Below are 20,329 nucleotides of genomic sequence, written 5' to 3'. Positions count from 1 at the left end.
AATGAAGGACATTTTCGATGCCATTTCGGCAAGCCAGAATCAGCTTCTCGACTCCCTGACCGATGCGACCGCCTGGTCCCCCAGTGCAAGGTTCACCACCCTTCAGGCGCAGTTCAATGAAATGTCGACCATGAGCGACATCATGACGAGGAGCCTCTCGACACACCTGACGGCAATCGCCGAGACGCACAAGTCCCGTTTCCAGAAAAGCCTCGCCGAGCTCGGCGAAGTCACCGGCGCCATGCGGGACGCACAGAACAACGGCAGCCTCTGGGACGACTGGCAAAGCTATTGGGTCGATGCGGGGCAACGCATGGTGCTGACCATGGACACCATGCGCCAGCGCGGCGACAACTTTCTGGAGCATGAAGCAGAAGGCTGCCCGCCCGTTCTGATCTATGATTACGAAGTGGCCGTGGACGGCGCCGACCTGCCGCGCCCTTGCAACTACATGCTGCTGAGGATCATTCCGCCGGAAGGCGTCGAAACCAAGCCCTGGAAGCGGCCCTATGTCATTATCGACCCGCGCGCCGGCCACGGCGCCGGGATCGGCGGTTTCAAGCCCGACAGTCAGGTTGGCGTTGCCTTCCACGACGGACATCCGGTCTATTTTGTGGCTTTCAAGCGCATGCCTGTCGAAGGGCAGACGCTTGCCGATGTCACCCATGCCGAAGCCCATTTCGTCCGCAAGGTGATGGAGTGGCACCCCGAAGCGCCGAAACCGATCATCACCGGCAATTGTCAGGGCGGCTGGGCCACGCTCCTGCTCGCGGCCACAAATCCGGACCTGACCGGACCGATCGTGCTCAACGGCTCCCCGGTCCAGACCTGGGCCGGGGTCGTCGGCAAAAATCCGATGCGATACAATGCAGGCGTTCTCGGCGGCACCATCAACCCGATGCTGCTGTCCGATCTCGGACACGGGATTTTCGACGGTGCCGACATCGTCCAGAATTTCGAACAGCTCAATCCGGCCCGGAACTATTTCGGCAAGTATTACGACCTATACGCCAAGGTCGACACCGAACCGCACCGGTTTCTCGATTTCGAGCGCTGGTGGGGCGGCTACATGCTGATGACCGAAGCCGAAATGCGCTGGATCGTCGAGCAATTGTTTGTCGGCAACCGGGTTGCCAAGAACGAGGCCCAGCTGGAGCCGGGCCGCAATATCGACCTGAAACAGATCCGCTCGCCGATCATCGTCTTCGCCAGCCAGGGCGACAACATCACCCCGCCGCAGCAGGCCCTGAACTGGATCATCGACACCTATGCGGACGAGCGCGAGATCGCCATCCGCGGCCAGCGCATCATCTACATGGTGCATGATCAGGTCGGGCATCTGGGGATTTTCGTCTCCTCCAAAATCGCCAAGAAAGAGCACACCGAAGTCACCTCGACGCTCAAGACCATAGAGGCGCTCGCGCCCGGCCTCTATGAAATGAAGATCGACGATTTTGAAGGCGGTCTTATCGAACGCACCTTCACGGTGAGCTTCCACGAACGCACGGTGGACGACCTGAAGACACTGGATGATGGCCGGGATGATGAAATTCCGTTTGCCGCCGTCGCGCGTGCCTCCGAACAGCAGGCCGAATTCTACGATGTCATGGTTCGTCCCGTCGTTCAGGCGGGTGTCACCGAGCAATCGGCGGACCTGCGGCGCAAGACCCACCCCTTGCGGATGCAGCACGCGTTCTTCTCCAGCCAGAACCCGATGATCCAGCCTTTTTCCGGCTTAGCCGACAAGGTCAAGGAAGAGCGTGCACCGGCCGAAGACAGCAATCCATTTCTCCAGATGCAGCATGTGAGCGCTGCCATGTTCGAGCAGTCCCTCGACCTTTACCGGGACATGCGCGACACATGGTATGAAAACCTGTTCTTCAGCATGTGGGGAACACCTTTTGCCCGCTGGTTCGGCCGGACACACCAGCCGGGCCGCACTCTCAAGCACAAGGAAGAACTGCGCGCCCTGCCCGAAGTCCAGTCGGCCCTGATGCGAATCGAGGAAGGCGGGTTCTGCGAAGCCGTCATCCGCATGCTGATCCTGCTGGCCGAAAGCCGTGGCAGCGTCCGCCGCGACCGGCTGGAGCGCTCCGCCCGCGTCCTCAACAAGGACGAACCTTTCAAATCGCTCAGCGCGGATGAACGCGCGATGATCCTGCACGAGCAGAACATCATTGCCGAGTTCGCCCGGGACGAGGCCATCGCCACCTTGCCCAAGCTTCTCAAAACCAGGGAAGACCGGGAATTGGCCGCAGAAGTCGTTCAGTACATCCCGGGCGCCATCGACGAAATGGCCCCCCATACACTGGAACTTCTGCAGCAGTTCCATTCCGTTCTCGGCCTGCCGCCGGTGTCCGGCGACATTGCCGAAGATCCGCTTGCCTCTCTCAGGCCCAAGTCCATTGACGCAGGGCCGAAAACCCGGGCACCAAAGACGGTCAAGGCAGCAGCCGCGCCGATAGAAGAGAAAAAATCGGCGCCACGCAAGACGGCAAAACCTGCCGCCGTCCGCAAACCCCGCGCCGCGCCGAAGAAGACGGAAAACCCGACGGAATAACGAAACACTCCACGGCCCCCCCCGGATGCGGGCCTGCCGGTCTGCATCCGAATACTGTCCAGCCAAACGACCGCCGCATTTCCGCGCGAAGGAGCCCATTGTTCCGGGGACATAAACTCGGCTATGTCTTCAGGGACAAACGAAAAAGCGGGTCATGTTCGACATTCTCTACAAGCGGCGCCTGAAGCAGGATCTGGAAGACTGGGTTGATCAGGGTTGGGTCTCCTCCAGCGGAGCCGGGAAGATTCTTACGTCCGTCGAAAACGATGATGGCCGGACGCGGCTGCCCATGGTTCTGGCCGGTATCGGGATCGTCTGTGTTGCCCTGGCACTGGCTGCCTTTATTGCCGCCAACTGGGACGGCATTCCGCGGATGGCCAAGCTGTCGGGAATTGCCGCGATCGTAATCGCCGCCAATCTGGCGGCCGCTTTTGCCGCAAGGAGCGGCAGGAAAAGCATTGCCGACCTTGCAACCGCGTTCGCGACGCTCGTCTTTGTCGGCGGCATGGCCCTGGTCGGCCAGATCTTTCACTTGCCGGCCGACTGGGCAGGCGGCGCCTTTCTGGTGTCTCTGGGGGCCTTGGCCGCTGCCTGGATCACGGGCTCGCGCGCCTCGCTGGTGGTCGCGGCAATCGCAGCTGTTCTCTGGCAGGTCGGGCGGACCGATCTTGGTCCCGAAGTTACAAGCGAAAGCCTGCTGGGTCTTGCCATACTGGTCGCGATCCTACTGCATCCGGTCGCCTTTCCCATGCGAATCGGCCGCTGGGCGGCAACGCTTCTGCTTTTGACGGCCTATGGCCGGTGGCTGAGCGACACAGTCGATCTGGAGACGGCTCATGATGCTCTTCTGGTCGCGGTTCCGATGCTTGGCTTTGCCGGTCTTGCCGGCATACTCATCCAGCTGGCACAGGTGGGCGATCTGTTCGTCAAATGGTCCAGCGACTACCCCGACCGCAGCCACGGGCGATGGCTGATGCTGCATTCGTTACAGGACGTCGGCTTCGCCATTCTCTCGGGGCTCGTTGTACTGGCTTTGGTCGCAGAACAGGAATTTTCGGATACCGGCCTGATCAACACGGTGGGCATTGCGCCTGTTTCCGTCACCGTCGGGCTTGCAATCCTGCTGTGCGCGGCTGGCTTCGTGCTCTCTTTCAAAACCGCCAAGCCCCGGCCGGTTTTTGCCGCCGTGCTGCTCGGCCTGCTCGCAGTCGCTTCGCCCTTGCTGAACCTTGGCGTGATTGTAGTCTCGGTCCTGTGCCTTGCGGCCCTGATCCTGATCAGTCTTGTCGGGACGTGGTACGGCAATGCCTTTTGGACCCTGTGCGGCTATGCCGGTCTGACGGCGGCCTTCCTCTGGCTGCTCCATGTCACGATCGGGTCGCTTCTGGACCAGTCGCTGTTCTTCCTGATCGCAGGGCTTGTGCTGCTCGCACTCGCCTTTGGTGCCGCAAAACTGTTGCGCCGCGGTTCCGCGGGAGGCGGCGCATGAGCCGGTTGTCCTTCCCCCGCTCCCCCTTCTTGCGCTGGGGCCTGCTGGCCGTCATTCAGCTTGGCCTGATCGCGGTGCCGCTGGCCGAGCGGCTCGACGTCCAGATGACCGGCGAAACGGTGCCGCTGGCAGTTGCACCGGTCGATCCGCGCGATCTGTTGCGCGGCGATTATGTTGTCATCAACCTCGCCATCAGTGAAATCTCCAAGGATGTTCCCGGTGCTGCTGGCGTCACGCCCGGAGAGCAGGTTTATGTCGGGCTCGCCGACCACGGCAAAAACCCGGCCACACCGGTCAGCGTCACACGGGCACGCGCCGAGGCCGGGGATCTTGCGATAGCGGGCAAGGTTGTCTCCGTGCGCCGCGACCACATTCGGGTCGACTACGGGATTGATGCGTTCTTTTTGCCAGAGGGAGACGGCAAGGATATTGAAAACCAGCCGCGCGGGCGCATGACACTGGAGGTGGCACTTGCCAAGGACGGCCGGTCGCTGCCGGTCACACTGGAGGCCGGTGACAAGACCTATCGTTCAGACGCCCTGTTTTGACGTGAGCCGCGTCAGGGAGTAAGAGCGCCTCAACTCGTCTCTCTTCACAAAAGGCCCTTCATGTCCGACCCCGCGCTCGACGCCCTCGTTTTGCCGATTGAAAACGGCTTTGTCGATTTGCCCGAACCGGCAAGGGTGCTGTTTTCAAGGGCAAGAGCCGGACGCGCGCTGACAGCGCTTGGCCGGTCCGGCCTTGTGTGCGAACAAAGCTTCGCGCCGGACCGGGATGCCTTGCAAGCCGCCGGACATGACGTAACGGCCGAAACCCGTGAGACCGGCTTCGATGCCGTCCTGCTTCTGCCCGGCCGCCAGCGGCAGGAAGCCCGCGCCCAGCTGGCCCGCGCCGTTGCCAAGGCAAAACCCGGGGCCGTCATCCTTGCTGCCGCGCCCAATACCGAAGGGGCAAAGTCCCTCGAAACGGATTTCGGCGCCTTGCTCGGCACCGCCGACAAGCTCTCCAAGCACAAATGCCGGGTTCTTTGGGCCGAAAAAGACGGCGCCACGCTGGATCCGGACCTTCTCGAAAGCTGGCAGGCTCTGGATGCTGTCCGCCCGGTTCTGGACGGGGCCTATCTCAGCCGCCCCGGCGTCTTTGCCTGGGACCGGATCGACCCGGCTTCGGCCTTGCTGGCGCAGCATTTGCCCGACACCTTGAGCGGCAAGGGAGCCGATCTCGGTGCCGGTTTCGGGTTTCTCACCAGAACCGTTCTCGAAAATGCGCCGAAAGTGTCCGGTATCGATGTCTATGAAGCGGAAAAGCGCGCGCTGGACCTGGCAGAGCAGAACCTCGCCGCCTTCAAGGGCAAGAAGACACTCACAGGGATCTGGTCGGATGTCACCAGGGGGATCGAGGGTCTCTACGATTTCATCGTCTCCAATCCGCCCTTCCATCAAACCGGCAAGGCGGACCGGCCGGACACCGGTCAGGGCTTCATCCGTTCGGCTGCGCGCGGCCTGAAGCCCGGCGGCAGCTTCTGGATGGTCGCCAACCGTCATCTGCCTTACGAGCACGCGCTTTCCGAGGCATTTGCAAGCTTCGAGATCATCGCGGATGAAGGCGGCTACAAGGTAATCCGGGCGATCAAGGGCAAGGGGCACTGACAATGAGGCTCGTGAAACTGATTGCCAATCTCGGATATGGCAGCCGGAAGGAAATCCAGAAGGCGATCAGGAACGGCTGGGTCACGGACCGCCACGGCAACCCGCTGAAATCGGACAGCCAGCTGCCGCATGAGGACATCCTGTTCGACGATGACCCTCTGGACCCGCCGCAAGGCATGGTTCTCCTGATGAACAAGCCGCTCGGCTACACCTGCTCGATCAAGGATCAGGGCAAGCTGGTCTACGACCTGCTGCCGGACCGTTTCCGCCTGCGCAAACCGGTCCTGTCCACCATCGGACGGCTCGACAAGGAAACTTCCGGTGCGCTGCTCTTCACCGATGACGGCACCTTCCTGCATCAGGTGATTGCGCCGAAATCCGAGGTCCCAAAAGTCTATGAGGCAACGCTCGACCGGCCCCTGACCGGGACCGAGGCAGAGATTTTCGCGTCGGGCGAAATGATGCTGGACAGTGAGACCAAACCGCTCAAACCGGCAGACCTCGAAGTGATCGGCCCGACCCATGCCCGCCTGATCCTGCATGAGGGCCGGTATCATCAGGTCCGGCGCATGTTCGCAGCCGTCGGCAATCATGTCACGGATCTCAAGCGCACGCAGATCGGTGCGCTTGGTCTCAATGGATTGCCGGAAGGAGAATGGCGGCTATTGGGTCCGGAGGACAAGGCGGCCATTTTCGCCTAGAGCGGGTAAAGGTTTCCGTTCCCGAAATGGAAAAAGCCGGCGCTCGGGCCGGCCTTTTCAGGAAACGCTATCAGGCCCGGTCCCCCGAAGCGGGCAGCTCTATATCGATCCCGAGTGTGGTGACATCGCCGTCTCGTTCCATGTCGATCCGCACCGCATCCGGGTCGATTTCGATCCGTTTTTTCACCACTTCGAGAATGTCCTCGCGCAGCGACGATATCAAGGCCGCGTCGGAGCCGTCATTGGCTCTTTCATGTTCGAGAAGTATCTTCAGCCGGCTCTTGGCAACCGAGGCGCTTTCGCCCCGCTTGCCGAAGAAACTCATGAAGTTCATGCCGCCCTCCCCTTGAACAGTTTGCCGAGAAAGCCCTTTTTCTCGGTGGGGATGGTTACGGGTATATCCGAGCCCAGCATACGCTGTGTTGCCTCGGTATAGGCCTTGGAAGCCGGCGAGTTTTCATCCGAAAGCGTGACCGGCAGGCCGACATTCGACGCCTTGAGAACGTCCTTGCTTTCCGGAACAACGCCGATCAGCGGCACCGACAGGATATCCACCACATCATCGACATCGAGCATGTCGCCGGTCTTGGCCCGCTCCGGATCATAGCGCGTGATCAGCAGGTGCTTGGGCATGCGGTTGCCTTGTTCGGCGACCATCGTCTTCGAATCCAGCAGCCCGATAATGCGATCACAATCGCGCACGGACGAGACTTCCGGATTGGACACAATGATGGCCTCGTCCGCATGACGCATGGCCAGTGTCGCGCCCCGTTCAATGCCGGCCGGGCTGTCGCAGACAATCCAGTCGAAATACATCCGCAACTCGCTGATGACCTTGTCAACGCCCTCTTCGGTGAGCGCGTCCTTGTCACGTGTCTGAGAGGCGGGCAGGAGATAAAGATTGTCGAGCTTCTTGTCGCGCACCAGAGCCTGCTTGATCGAGGCTTCCCCGCGAACAACATTCACCAGATCGAACACGACCCGGCGTTCGGCCCCCATGATCAGGTCGAGGTTGCGCAAGCCGACATCGAAATCAATCGCGCAAACCTGGTATCCTTCCTTGGCCAGAGCGGAGGCGATGGCTGCAGAGGAAGTCGTTTTCCCCACACCGCCCTTACCCGACGTGACCACGATGACTGTGGCGTTGCTCATTGCCATATCCCTATCGTGTTAACGTTTCCATCCGCCGCCACATACCCTGGCGCACGGCTTCCAATCAGTTCAGTTTCTCAAAAACCAGGTTCTCGTCCTCGAACCGGATTTGTGCCGCGGCGTTCAGTATGTTCTCGTCAAAATCATCCGCGACCTTGTACAGGCCGTTGATCGAAACGAGTTCTGCGTCCAGCTTGGAGCAGAAGATCCGGGCCGCCTCATTGCCCGAGACACCTGCAAGGGCACGCCCGCGCAACGTGCCGTAAACATGGATCGATCCGCCTGCGATGATTTCGGCACCCGAGCTCACGGAACCGACCACCGTGACGTCCCCGGTCGGGTGCATGATGCTCTGTCCGGACCGGACCGGCTCGCTGATCAGGATCGACTGCACCTCCGTACTGGACGCTTGCGCCTTGATGGCGTCTGCGTCCCCGGCCGCTTCGGGCTCTTCTTTCACCGCAGCCCTGGCGGCCTTGGTCTTCCTGGCTGTCTTCGACGCAACCTGTTCGGAAGCGTCATTTTTTGCCGGTTTGGTGACGCCATTGGATTTCTGCCCCGTTTCAGGAGCATCCGGCACCTCGACATCGGAGGCCAGCCGTCCGCCGGAAAAGCTCGGTGGCATTCCCGGTTTCAGCCGCGTTCCGGCGATACCGTCAATGCCCATGACCCGGATATTGCGCTCGGACATGCCCTTGAGCACCGCTTCGAGATCCTCAATGGGGATCTTTTTGCCGCGGACGTCCAGAATGATTGGCCGGTCGATGAAAAATCCGGGAGACCGTGAAATGATGCGATCAATCTCGGCGAACCAGGTTTCATACGGTTCATCCGGTGTCAGCACGATGGCGATGAAGGATTTTCCCTTGAATTTCATTCAGGCGCTCGCGGACCATTCCGTTACGGTGTTAAAGAATCATACACAAAGCTAACATCGACAGACCAAGACAATGGGGCTCCAGACCGTTTTCCACTGATATAACGCCGATTTTATGCGCCAGCTCACTTGTCTTAATCAGTTTTCACGATGGTTTTCCGGCCAAGCTTCAATTTGAAGTCACAAGTTTCTCCGCGCGGTCCGCCCAAGTCGCAAACTGCAAGCTTTTGCCATATTGCACCGCAACATCAAATCTGTTCCGCTGGTCCTCGACGAAACGGAGGCAAGCAAATGACCAATTTCAAGGCAGTCATGACCCTGTGCGGCCTGACCACTGAAGATGCAGCCGTTTACCTCAATGTTGCACCCGGCACGGTTCTCCGCTGGTGTACATTGCCTGAAAGCCCGCCCCGCGAAGTGTGGTACGCGATGATTGCGTTGTCTGATTCCATTCGCGTTGCAGCCGAAGAGGCCGCCAAATCCGCCGACCTCGACAATCTCACCGTAAGCGATTTGAACAATGCCGAGATCGTACCGCCTGATTTGACCCTGCAAGGCGAGGGACAAAGAGGGGCCATCGCCGCGATTGCGGTAACAGCCCTTGCGCGAGCAGTCCTTTAGGCGCAAGAGCGCCGCGGGCCGGACTTGACGCCATCAGAGCCCGATAGGCTACAGTCAGAACAATCAATCGGGCGGAAAGCTATGCCAAGATCGAAAAACCTGTTTCGGACAGTTTGCGCAGTACTCACCGCACTTCTCCTTACCGCCTGCGACAGCGGATCGTCCGAAGCGGATAATTTGACCGGAGCCTATCCCCTTCGGCCGTCTGCAACAGATCAGACCCGGGCCAGCACTGAAAAAAACTGGTCGAACATTCCGGCCCTGGTCGAAAAACGCTGCGTGGTCTGCCACGGCTGCTATGACGCCCCGTGCCAGCTCAAATTGTCGTCCCCAGACGGGGTGGTCCGCGGTGCGAGCAAGGAACGGGTCTACGATTCCAGCCGCCTTGAAGACGCCCAACTGACACGTCTGGGCATTGACGCCCATGGAGAACAGGCGTGGCGGGATAAGGGGTTTTTTCCCGTTCTGCGCGACCCGGCCGATCCCGATGCCTTTCCGTCCGCATTGGTCGCGCTTCTTGAGCTTGGACGTGCGAATCCCGTTCCTGGTGACCGGCCCCTGCCGAAGGAAGTCGATCTCGACTTGAAGCGGCAACTGGCGTGCCCGGCACCTGCCGAACTGGCCGACTACAGAAAGGATCACCCCCTCGGCGGCATGCCCTATGGAATGGCGGCCCTGGCGGGCCCGGAATACGATCGGCTGATTGCCTGGGCGAAAAGCGGCGCGAGCCTTCCGGAAAAGAGTGAACCGATCCCTCAACCGATTGCAGAAAAAATCGCTTCCATCGAAGCCTTCCTGAACAACAAGGACCTGCGCCAGCAGCTGGTGGCACGCTATCTCTACGAACACCTGTTCCTGGCACATCTCCACATTGAGGGGACTTCGGCGCACCGCTTCTTCAAGCTTATCCGGTCAAAAACACCGGCAGGCCAGCCGCCAATCGAAATCCCGACGCGCCGGCCTTTCGACGATCCGGGCGGCCCGTTCACATACAGGATTGTTCCGATCGACGGAACAATCCTGCACAAGGAACATGTCGTTTACGAAATCGGCCCGCAGCGTCTTCAACGGTATCAGGACCTGTTTTTCGATGCGGACTGGGTGATTGACCGGCTCCCGCCCTATTCCAGCAGTGCGGGCGGCAATCCGTTTTCGACCTTTGAGGCACTCCCGGCAAAAGGCCGGTATCAGTTTCTTCTGGATGATGCGCTGTTCTTTGTGCGCAGTTTCATCCGTGGTCCCGTTTGTTACGGGCAAGTCGCGGTGAACGTCATTGAAGACCGGTTCTGGGTGTCGTTCATGGACCCGGATGCGGATCTTTCGGTGCAGGATGCAGACTATCTCAAGAAGATAACTCCCCTGCTCGATTTGCCTGTCGCCCTGTCCGACAAGGGGCTGGAAGACAGGTTCCGGAGCTTTCTGGACGATGGTCCGATCGAATATGCAAAACTGCGTGACGCTGAATACCGCTCCAATCCCGCCTTTCAAGGCGGCCCGGCCTATCCGGACGTCTGGGACGGAGATGGCGAGAACGACCAGGCGCATCTGACCGTCTTCCGGAATTTCGACAATGCCTCTGTGATTACTGGCTTTGCCGGCGGCACGCCGGAAACCGCCTGGGTGATCGACTTCCCCTTGTTTGAGAGGATCTACTACGATCTGGTTGCCGGATTTGACGTGTTCGGAAATGTCGAACATCAATTGACCACCCGGTTCTACATGGACAGTCTGCGCCGGGAAGGCGAACGCAATTTTCTCGCATTCATGCCGCCGGATGTCCGCGAAACCTATCATGACAGGTGGTATCACGGGCCTTTGGTCACGGTGCTTGACTGGGTCCGGGAACAACCGCTCGACACAACAACGCCAACCGGAATCGGTTTTCAAACCCGCCATCCGAAGGCGGAGTTTCTGGAAACACTGCTTGAGCGGGGCAACGGTCTTTGGCCCGTCGAAGACCCGATCAACCGATGCAGCGCAGAAGAATGCGCAGCCAGCTCCTCCATGCCGGGAAAACTGAGGCCGCTTGCCAGCATGACGGCCCCGTTCGTGCGCTTCATGCCGGACCTTTCGGTTCTGATCGTGACGTCCGGCACGGAGGAACCCGGCATTTTTACTTTGGTGCACAACAAGGCCCACAGCAACGTGGCATTCCTGTTTCGCGAAGACGACCGGAGGGAACCCGGGAACGACACGATGACCATCGTGCCGGGCCAATTCGGAAGCTATCCGAACTTCTATTTCAAGGTCGCCGAAGACCGACTGGATGCGTTTGTCCAGAGCCTTGCAAAAGTCGCAAACAAGGAGGATTACCTTGATTTTATCAAGACCTATGGCGTCCGCCGGGCAGACAGCGATTTCTGGGCAACAACCGACACGGTACAGGCAGCGCTGAATACCCAAAACGCCTTGCAGGCCGGTTTGCTCGACCTCAACCGCTACAAGGACCCGTGACGCCCTCCGGCATCTGGTATCGCAAAACGGACAAGCCTGTTTATCATGTGGCATTCGCTCTAGAAATCGCCATATTTCTGCGGCTGGAAACAGCTCTGCGTTCGGGATAAACCTGCACCCACTTATTGATTTCAAAAGGACTGTCTCATGGCGGATATTCAGCCCATTTCCCGGGAGCGGCATCAGAACCGCCGTTGGCTTCGGTTCAACAACTATGATTTCGCCAGAAGCCAGGCGATTGCTCCCATCGTGGCTGCGGAGTTCCCGAAGGCGGTCCACGCGTTTCCGGTCGGGTTCCTGAAAAACGGGGAGGCTTTCTTTCCGGCCGCGGTCCTGGGGATCGAGGCGGGCAAAAACCTTTATGTCGGACCCGACGGGCGCTGGATCGGCGGCTACACACCGGCCACATTCCGCGGATTTCCGTTTCGAATCGGTCAGACGGAAAACGGCAATCAACTGCTGTGCATCGACGAGGACAGCGGGCTGATCACGGAGGGTCCCGATGGCGAACCGTTTTTCAATGAAGACGGCAGCATGTCCGAGGAACTGTCAAAGATCCTCGACTTTCTCGGCACCACCTACCGGAACCGGAATGCAACGGCGAAAGTCTGTGACATGCTGGCTTCCAAGAACCTGTTCATCGACTGGCCGGTGACAGTGAAAACATCGGAAGGTGCGCAGACCCTTGAAGGGCTCTTCCGGATCAACGAGGAAGCCCTGAACAAGCTTTCAGCGGAAGACTTTGAAGAAGTCCGCCGGTCCGGCGCGCTGCCGCTGATCTATGCGCATCTCCTGTCGATGCAGCACCTCCAGCTGCTTGCGCGCCTCGCCGAAGCCCATGCCCAGAGGTCGGCCCTGATGTCGAAGGAAACCCCGCAAGTGCCGGAACTCACCAAGTCTCTGACCGACAGCGAGACCATCGACTGGTCGAAATTCGGCATCGACGGATAACGTCGGCAACACCAAAGACCGTCCGGTTTGGCCATTTCGTGCCGCTGGCGAGACACGCCAGATGCACGGCCCCTGCATGCAAGCATGGTGAAACCGGACCCGGTCCTGACCAACTGGAAATCCCTGTCTGGCCAAGACGCGGATCAGCGCAAGGACGCCCGGCAACGGTCTTCATCCCGCCGAAGCCCGGCCATGGCACCCTTTCAGCCGGTGTTGCCTTCTTTCAAACCGAACAGGCGCGACTGCAGGCAGGTAACGAGACCGTTACAGTTCGCCTCTCACATGCCACAGCTCCGGAAACAGCTCCACGCTCAGCATTTGACGCAAGTAATCAGCGCCTGAAGTGCCGCCGGTGCCCCGCTTGAAGCCGATTACCCGCTCCACCGTCGTGACATGGTTGAAACGCCACCGGCGGAAATAGTCTTCGATGTCCACGAGCTTCTCGGCGAGATCGTAGAGGGACCAATGCGCCTCGATGTTCTCATAAACCGTTTTCCAGCGTGCCATGATTTCTGGATTGGCGTTGTGAGGTGCATCCAGTTGCGGTGCGGGCAGGTTCCGGTCGTGGCCGTCCAGCGTGACGAACAAATGCCGGACCACCTCGTCATAGAAGCTTGGCCGCGCCAATTCGGCCAAAAGAATCTGATGGGTCTTGGGATCATGCGCGTGGGGCTTGAGCATGTTCGGATTGCGATTGCCCAGAAGGTACTCGATCAGGCGATACTGATAGGACTGGAAGCCCGACGAGCGCAGCAGTGTTTCGCGGAACCTTGTGTAGTCCGCCGGTGTCATCGTGCGCAACACGTCCCAGGCGCTGTTGAGCTGTTCGAAAATCCGTGCAACCCGCGCCAGCATCTTGAACATCGTCGCCATGTCGCCGGAAATCAGGGCCTCGCGCGCAGCACTCAGCTCGTGGATGGCAAGCTTCATCCAGAGTTCGCTGGTCTGATGCTGGATGACAAACAGCATTTCGTCATGGGCATCCGACAGCGGTTGCTGCTGGGATAGCAGTTCATCAAGATGCAGGTAGTCGCCATAGGACATGTCCGACTTGAAGGACATTTTGGCCCCATCGTCACCGGGGTTATAGGCGTTCGAGCTCATCCCTGTTCCTTTCGGAGTTTTCAGGGCGGCATCCTCGTCAGATTTAACATTGAGCAACCCTGTGTTTTGGAACAGGAGATACCCTGAATAGGGTTTGCCCGCCAGCGCTGTCTGGACCAGCTCTGGCGAACGGACACCTGCAGGGAAGCCCAGCAATCTTGTTTTCCGCCACCAATCACTTCCTGACCGGTTTGTTGCGGCGCGACCAGGTTCCAAATCGCGCTTTTCCTGAACGGGCGGTGTATCCGGGAAAGGCGTTTGCAGTCTATCCGGCTTTGAGCGCGTGTTACTTCGAACCTTCTAGCAACGGACCCCGAATCGCAGGGCGTCGTAGATCGCCGCATGGATGTTGCGGCAGGAAACGGCATCGCCGATCCGGTAAAGATCGAAACCGCCTTCCGGATTGTTTTTCGGGAACAGGGCGCCGCTGCCATTGACCAGAACGCCGTAATCAACCTCGCCGTGGTTTCGGGACGCGGATTTCAGATCAAAATAGAGCTCGTCCATTGGCGTGACGCCGCGATTGACCACGATCTGGTCATAGGAGCGGGTTTCAGCAATGCCGCCATAGTCCGACCCGATAACCGCTTCGAGCCGGTTTCCGTCCCGGCGCACCTCGTCAAGGCGGTAGGTCACCGTGAAGCGCGTGTTCTTTTTCTGCAAGGCGCGGATATAGGGTGTGAGGTTCATGGCCATGACTTCCGGGGCAAACGACCGGTCGGCGGTCATGATCTCGACCTCTGCGCCACTGTCTGCGATTTTTTCAGCCGCCTGCAGGCCGACATTGTCGCCCGCTTCGTCAAAGACAAGAACCTCACGTCCGGGTTTGACATCGCCTGACAGGATGTCCCAGGCAGAAATGACCAGATCGTCGCCGTGCCTCAAACCTTCCGTCTTCGGATAGCCGCCGGTCGCAACGACAACGATATCCGGGGCCAGATTCTGGACCATGTCCGGCTCGGCCCAGGTGTTGAAACGGAATTGAACGCCCAGGCGGGTGCATTGCGCGTAGCGCCAATCGATGATGCCGATCAGTTCGGCCCGGCGTTTGGATTGTGCCAGCAGGCGGATTTGCCCGCCGGGCTCACCTGCGGCTTCAAAAACCGTTGTGTCGTGGCCCCGTTCTGCGGCCACGCGGGCTGCTTCCAGACCCGCAGGCCCGGCACCGATGACCACCACCCGTTTCTTTTCAGCGGCAGGCGGGATTTCGTGCGGCAGTTCATGTTCGCGGCCTGTCGAGGCATTGTGGATGCAATGGGCCATGCCCCCCTGATAGATCCGGTCAAGGCAGTAATTCGCACCGACGCAAGGACGGATGTCGTGTTCGCGGCCTTCCACGATCTTGCGGACAATATGGGGGTCGGTCATGTGAGCCCGGGTCAGGCCGACCATGTCGATCTTGCCTTCGGCAATGGCATGGCGGGCGGTCGCGACATCGGGGATACGGGCTGCGTGAAACACGGGAAACCTGATTTCCTTGCGGACATCTCCGGCAAAGTCCAGATGCGGCGCGGATTTCATGCCATGGATCGGAATGACGTCGGTCAATCCCGGATCGGTGTCGATATGCCCACGGATGATATTGAGGAAGTCGACCATGCCGGATGCCTTCAAGCGGCGGCAGATCTCCATGCCTTCCTCGCGTGTGATCCCGCCTTCGAAATCCTCGTCGGCCACACATCGCATGCCGACAATGAAGTCGTCGCCGACCCGCTCCCGGATCGCCTTGAGCACATCGAATGTATACCGCATCCGGTTGGTCAGATCGCCGCCATAGGGAGCGTCGAGCCGGTTGACCTTTGGCGACCAGAACTGGTCCATCAGGTGGCCGTAGGCCTGGAGCTCGATCCCGTCCAGACCGGCGGCTTTCATCCGCTCCGCCGCATCTGCGAAGTCGCGGACGATGCGCTTGATATCCCACTCCTCGATTTTCTTGGAAAAGGCCCTGTGGGCCGGCTCGCGGACATAATCGGTCGAGACAGCGGGGAGCCAGTCGGCCTTGTCCCAGCGGGTTCTGCGGCCGAGATGAGTCAATTGGATCATCACGGCAGCGCCATGCTCGTGACATTCGTCCGCAAGTGCCCGCATCCACGGCACGACCTCGTCCTTCCAGACCAGGATATTGTTGAACACCGGCGGGGAATCCCGGCTGACAGCGGCAGAACCTGCTGTCATTGTCAGGGCGATCCCGCCCTTGGCCCGCGCGACGTGGTAGGCGCGGTAACGCTCCTTGGGCATGCCCTCTTCCGGGTAGGCCGGTTCGTGGCTGGTCGTCATCACCCGGTTCTTCAAGGTGAGGTGCTTGAGCTGGAAGGGTTGCAACAGGGGATCTTGGGACATTGATGCACTCCGGTCAGTTCAGCGGAAGGGTGCGGTGACGATGCGGGTTTGCCGGATCATGGAAATGGCTCATCGGCCCGTTCTCGGCAAAATGCGCGGCCCAGTGTTTCATGGCGGCAGGGTCGAGTTCCACGCCGAGACCCGGGCCCTCGGGGACCGGAATGACATTGTTGGTCTGACGGAAGGGGCCGCCCCTGATCACGTCGCCGATCTGCCAGCGGAACAGGGATTGGGACGCCTCGCAGATCAAGGGGGCCGCTGCAGAAACGTGCAGATAAGCGGCGGTCATGATGCCCAGATCATTGGAGTAGCACCAGAACCCCTTGCCCATGGCCTCGCAGGCGGCAATGAATTTCAGGGTTTTGGAAATGCCGCCAAGGGCTGCAAAATTGCAGACGAAATTGTCCGGGGCTCCAAGGGCGACCGCGCGTTTGAGGTCCGGGACATGGGTCGAAAACGGTATGAAACTGTGCTGTCTGAGAGCTGCCATGTCCTCAAAGGTCGCCACCGGATCTTCGTAGTTGCGGATGTTGAAGGGTTCGAGTTCCCGCAAGAGCCAACGGGCGGTCGTCAGCGAATACTGCATGTTGGAATCAAGCTTGATCTGGGCTTTCGGCCCGAGCGTTTCCCGCAGGAGCCGGACGGTTTCAATTTCAAGTTCCGGGTCGCCGAGGATCAGTTTGCCTTCAAAAATGGTCGAGCCGTGCTCGTCGCGCATCTTCTCGCAATAGGCACAGACGGCTTCCGGGCTCATTTCCCCGCCCGCGCCATTGTGTTCGGGCCGGAACGAAAAATACTCCGAAAAGGCGATGTTCTTGCGCACCGCACCACCCAAAAGCTTGTAGAGCGGCATGTCGAAGACCTTGCCGCGAATGTCCCAAAGAGCAAGTTCCACTGCCCCGAACGCGACTGAGGCAGCGCCTTCACCAGTGTTTGCGGTGATCTGCCAGGGCGGTACGCAGCGGCTTTCGCAGGCGGCCATATCGAACGGATCTGCACCGATCAGGGCCGGGGCAATCTCCGCCTTGATCACTTCGCCAAAATGATACCACGGCGCTTCGCCGAGCCCGGTGACGCCCTCGTCGGTTTCAACCTCGATGATGGATTTAGACGCCCCGGGATAGAGCCCGCCTGTCCACCAGAACGGTGCGTCGAAGGGGACGTTGACATGGGTAACGCGGATATTGGTGATCTTCATGGCCGTGTCCTCAGTACCAGCGATCTTCCATCGACGCCTTCTTGCGGGCGACGAAGTCTTCCAGTTCGGCACGGATACCGCTGTCGAGGGGAGGCGCTTCATAGGCTGCAAGCGTCTCCTTCCAGGCTGTGTTGGCACGTGTTGCCGCATCGACCGATCCCGCCTCGGACCAGGTCTCATAGGGAAGGTTGCAGGAAAGAGAACTGTCGAAGAAGGCGGTCTGGTAGTTCTTGATCGTGTGGTCGCAGCCGAAAAAGTGCTCTCCGGGACCGACTTGATCATAAGCCTCGATGGCAAGCGCATTGTCATCCACCGTGACACCGTCGAGATAGGTGTGAAGCGCGCCGCAAAAATCCGCGTCCATCATGAACTTCTCATAGGACATGGACAGCAGGCCATCGAGGAAGCCGGCGGAATGCAGGACGAAATTCGCGCCGCAGTGAATGGCGGACAACATCGACATGGTGCCCTCGTTCATCGCTTGCGCGTCGGGCAGTTTCGATGTGGTAAAGTTCCCGGCGCATCGAAGCGGTAGTTTTGCCCGCCGCGCCAGTTGACCGACAACCAGAGACCCGTGGGCGGGTTCCGGAGTGCCGAAAGTCGGGGAGCCGGAGCGCAGACTCATGGACGAGAGGAAATTTCCATAAATAACGGGTGCGCCCGGCCTGAACAGCTGGGAGAGCGCGCATCCGGCAAGGGTTTCCGCGTGTGCCTGTGCAATCGCGCCAGCGGTCGTGACCGGCCCCATGGCCCCTCCCAGAATGAAGGGCACGATCACCGTGCCCTGATTGGCCCTTGCATAGGCGCGCATGACCGATGTCATGGTGCCGTCCCAGACCAGCGGGGAATTGACGTTCAGATTGCCCATGATCACACAGTTTTTCTCGACAAAGCCGGCGCCGAACAGAATGCGGGCCATGTCGACGGAATCTTCTGCGCGTTCCTGTGCGGTGACCGAACCGAGGAACGGTCTGTCCGACAATGTGATGTGGGCGAGCACCATGTCGAGATGGCGCTTGTTGACAGGGATATCGACCGGTTCGCAGATCGTGCCGCCCGAATGATGCAGCCACGGCGAGGATTGCGCCAATTTGATGAAGTTTTGAAAGTCCTCGATGGTTCCGTAGCGCCGCCCCTTGTCCAGGTCCATCACGAATGGGCTGCCATAGGATGGTGCAAACACCACATTCCCGCCGCCGATCTCGATTGTGTTGGCCGGGTTGCGTGCGTGCTGGGTGAATTGGGCTGGTGCGGTCTTGAGGATCTCCTGCAAGAGCCCCTCGGGAAAACGGACCCTGTCGCCATTGACGTCGGCACCGGCCTTTTTCCAAAGCTCAAGGGTTTCGGGATCATTGCGAAAGTCGATCCCCTTCTCAGCCAGAAGCTTTTCAGCCGCCTGCTCGATCCGCACAAGATTGTCTTCCGACAGGGCATCATAGGGGGGCAGGTTCCGGCTGATATAGGGCCGTCCGTGGGCAACCGGTCCATGAGCGCGCTTGGCCTTGCGGGCCTTGCGGCCACCGGAGCGCGTGGCGGGTTTGAAGGCTTCGCTTTCGGTCTGTTGATCGACGTCCATTGCACCCGGCATGACGGCCTCCCTTGATATCTCCTTTTTTGATAGTGCGCTCGGACGGATCATTTGTGATCCTTGAAAATCGTCATCTTTTGCATAAAATAAATTCATGCCAAATCTTCGAAGACTGCTTCCGTCGTTTCGAAGTCTCGTGGTTTTCGAGGCTGCGGGGCGGCTTGGGTCCTTTACCCGTGCCGGCGAGGAGCTTGCCATGACGCAGTCGGCGGTTTCCTACGCAATCAAGGCTCTGGAAGAAGATATCGGGCAGCCGCTATTCACGAGAGGGCATCGCACCGTCGCTCTCACGGACACCGGACGGAGGCTCCATGACGATGTTGGCCGCAACCTTCTTCAACTGGCGCACGGGATCGACGCAGCACGTTTGAAGCCTGCCAGCAACGTCGTGACGCTGTCCGTCTCCACTGCCTTTGCCACACTCTGGATCGCACCGCGCCTGCAGCGCATGCGCACCGAATTGCCGGACATCGAGTTGCGGCTCCATACGGCCGACCGGGATCTTGATATCGTTTCGGAGGACATTCCGCTAGGCATTCGCGGCGGGCGGCCCGAAACCTGGCCGGGATACAATTCGACAGAGTTTGCTGCCGAGGAGGTTGTCGCGGTCGCATCACCGGGCTATCTGGCCGCGTACGGTGTTCCGGAAATGCCATGGGAGCTTCTGGATCACCATCTGGCGCATCTCGACGAGCCTTACCGTCATGCAGCAACATGGAAGGAATGGCTGGCGTCAGCCGGTATTCCGGAGGTCAATCCGGTACGCGGAACACGGGCAAATGAATATGTTGCCGTCTTGCAGATGGCACTTGATGGCGATGCGATTGCCCTTGGCTGGCGCCATCTCGTGGAAGGCTTTCTTCAAACCGGGCGGCTGCAGCAGGTAACCTCTCACTGCTATCGCACCGGAAACGGTTTCTCGCTTATCTGGCCGGAACACAAACCCCTGCCGCAGACATGCCAGTCAGTGCGGGACTGGATCCTGGCACAGAGCCCTGCGAAAGGTGTCACAGGCCTTGAACGCATGGCCCGGATCTTGTGAAAAGGGCACCGGCATTTCACCCGGTCCCGCGCAATCGAGGTTTGATGGCTGTAAGGCAGGATACCGGGAGCCGTCGGGTTTTGCGTTTTTGTTGCAGTTGAAGCATCCTGCCCGCAACCGCCGGCTCGGTGATTGCCATCGTACCAATCTCCGAGCGGATTGCCTTACGATGATTGCATGAGCACCGATTTTTGGAGACCCCCCATGCCCGCTTACTGGATGGCCCGCGCCAGGATCAACGATCCGGTCGAATACAAGAAATACAGCGACCTCGTTCCGGCGATCATCGAAAAGCATGGCGGGAAGGTTCTGGCACGTGGCAGCAATTTCGAGATCATGGAGGGACCGGAGCATTTCCGCCGGTTTGTCATCATCGAGTTCCCGACCATGGAAGCCGGGATCAACTGTTTCCGGTCCGAGGAATACCAACAGGCGGCAGCCTATCGGCGGGCAAACGGAGCAGGCGAGGTCGAGACCGTCATGGTCGCTTCATAGGAAGAAACGCCATGGTCTGTAAACGTTCCGGGAACAGGACGGCCACGCACAGCGCCCGCGTTTGAGCGTATCCTTGCCGCGTGAATAGGGGACCTCAATGAGCATACC

At 59.6% G+C, this 20,329-nt stretch carries 17 protein-coding genes; 10 read left to right on the top strand and 7 right to left on the bottom strand.

The genetic code is table 11. The features are described 5' to 3' along the window. Position 1 precedes the first annotated feature (1 nt). The 5 genes from E1297_RS28200 (at position 2) to E1297_RS28180 (ending at position 6,399) form a co-directional block, all read left to right on the top strand. The gene (locus tag E1297_RS28200) at positions 2-2,560 is read left to right on the top strand and encodes a DUF3141 domain-containing protein (RefSeq protein ID WP_155144117.1); all 2,559 of its coding nucleotides are present in this window, start codon (positions 2-4) and stop codon (positions 2,558-2,560) included. Positions 2,561-2,714: 154 nt separating this feature from the next. Next, complete coding sequence (locus E1297_RS28195; RefSeq protein WP_155144115.1) at positions 2,715-4,049, top strand: DUF2157 domain-containing protein; 1,335 nt, start codon at positions 2,715-2,717, stop codon at positions 4,047-4,049. Continuing rightward, on the top strand, positions 4,046-4,597 hold the full coding sequence (locus E1297_RS28190) for a GDYXXLXY domain-containing protein (RefSeq protein ID WP_196223424.1): 552 nt from the start codon (positions 4,046-4,048) through the stop codon (positions 4,595-4,597). The genes E1297_RS28195 and E1297_RS28190 overlap by 4 nt, the downstream gene beginning before the upstream one ends. 60 nt (positions 4,598-4,657) lie before the next feature. Next, complete coding sequence (locus tag E1297_RS28185; RefSeq protein WP_155144114.1) at positions 4,658-5,698, top strand: class I SAM-dependent methyltransferase; 1,041 nt, start codon at positions 4,658-4,660, stop codon at positions 5,696-5,698. Positions 5,699-5,700: 2 nt separating this feature from the next. Continuing rightward, complete coding sequence (locus tag E1297_RS28180) at positions 5,701-6,399, top strand: pseudouridine synthase (protein ID WP_155144113.1); 699 nt, start codon at positions 5,701-5,703, stop codon at positions 6,397-6,399. Positions 6,400-6,469: 70 nt separating this feature from the next. Here E1297_RS28180 and minE read toward each other — a convergent pair whose 3' ends face one another. The 3 genes from minE to minC form a co-directional block, all read right to left on the bottom strand. Continuing rightward, a complete protein-coding gene (gene minE, locus E1297_RS28175) occupies positions 6,470-6,733 on the bottom strand; it encodes a cell division topological specificity factor MinE (RefSeq protein WP_155144112.1) in 264 nt (87 codons plus the stop codon). Continuing rightward, positions 6,730-7,551, bottom strand: coding sequence for a septum site-determining protein MinD (gene minD / locus E1297_RS28170; protein WP_155144111.1), 822 nt, complete (start codon positions 7,549-7,551; stop codon positions 6,730-6,732). The genes minE and minD overlap by 4 nt, the downstream gene beginning before the upstream one ends. Positions 7,552-7,615: 64 nt before the next feature. After that, positions 7,616-8,428: a septum site-determining protein MinC gene (gene minC, locus E1297_RS28165; protein ID WP_155144110.1), complete on the bottom strand. Its 813-nt coding sequence runs from the start codon at positions 8,426-8,428 to the stop codon at positions 7,616-7,618. A 291-nt stretch (positions 8,429-8,719) separates the two neighbouring features. Here minC and E1297_RS28160 point away from each other — a divergent pair, with 291 nt between their 5' ends. The 3 genes from E1297_RS28160 (at position 8,720) to E1297_RS28150 (ending at position 12,454) form a co-directional block, all read left to right on the top strand. Beyond that, positions 8,720-9,049, top strand: a complete 330-nt coding sequence (locus tag E1297_RS28160; protein ID WP_155144109.1) for a hypothetical protein — start codon at positions 8,720-8,722, stop codon at positions 9,047-9,049. Between the two features lie 81 nt (positions 9,050-9,130). Continuing rightward, positions 9,131-11,503, top strand: a complete 2,373-nt coding sequence (locus E1297_RS28155) for a fatty acid cis/trans isomerase (RefSeq protein WP_209016035.1) — start codon at positions 9,131-9,133, stop codon at positions 11,501-11,503. Positions 11,504-11,650: 147 nt separating this feature from the next. Continuing rightward, on the top strand, positions 11,651-12,454 hold the full coding sequence (locus E1297_RS28150; protein WP_155144107.1) for a SapC family protein: 804 nt from the start codon (positions 11,651-11,653) through the stop codon (positions 12,452-12,454). A gap of 264 nt (positions 12,455-12,718) precedes the next feature. On the opposite strand, the gene E1297_RS28145 is transcribed toward E1297_RS28150, so the two are convergent. From E1297_RS28145 to E1297_RS28130, 4 genes are all read right to left on the bottom strand, one after another. Further along, positions 12,719-13,558, bottom strand: a complete 840-nt coding sequence (locus E1297_RS28145) for a tryptophan 2,3-dioxygenase (protein ID WP_155144139.1) — start codon at positions 13,556-13,558, stop codon at positions 12,719-12,721. 300 nt (positions 13,559-13,858) lie between these two features. Next, entirely contained in the window at positions 13,859-15,898 is a 2,040-nt protein-coding gene (locus E1297_RS28140; RefSeq protein ID WP_155144105.1) for an FAD-dependent oxidoreductase, read from the bottom strand. A 13-nt stretch (positions 15,899-15,911) separates the two neighbouring features. Then, positions 15,912-17,096, bottom strand: coding sequence for a mandelate racemase/muconate lactonizing enzyme family protein (locus E1297_RS28135; protein ID WP_155144103.1), 1,185 nt, complete (start codon positions 17,094-17,096; stop codon positions 15,912-15,914). Positions 17,097-17,106: 10 nt separating this feature from the next. Continuing rightward, positions 17,107-18,672 carry a trimethylamine methyltransferase family protein gene (locus tag E1297_RS28130; RefSeq protein ID WP_155144137.1) on the bottom strand — a complete coding sequence of 522 codons (1,566 nt, stop codon included), beginning with the start codon at positions 18,670-18,672 and terminating at the stop codon, positions 17,107-17,109. Positions 18,673-18,778: 106 nt separating this feature from the next. Between E1297_RS28130 and E1297_RS28125 the strand changes: the two genes are divergently transcribed. Together E1297_RS28125 and E1297_RS28120 are read left to right on the top strand one after the other, a co-directional pair. Continuing rightward, positions 18,779-19,726 (top strand): LysR substrate-binding domain-containing protein, encoded by a 948-nt coding sequence (locus tag E1297_RS28125; protein WP_155144101.1) that lies wholly within the window; start codon positions 18,779-18,781, stop codon positions 19,724-19,726. 204 nt (positions 19,727-19,930) lie between these two features. Next, positions 19,931-20,221 (top strand): DUF1330 domain-containing protein, encoded by a 291-nt coding sequence (locus E1297_RS28120; protein WP_155144099.1) that lies wholly within the window; start codon positions 19,931-19,933, stop codon positions 20,219-20,221. Positions 20,222-20,329: the final 108 nt, after the last annotated feature.

The organism is Roseibium sp. RKSG952 (assembly GCF_009711355.1).
This window is presented reverse-complemented; position numbering and strand designations above follow the sequence as displayed.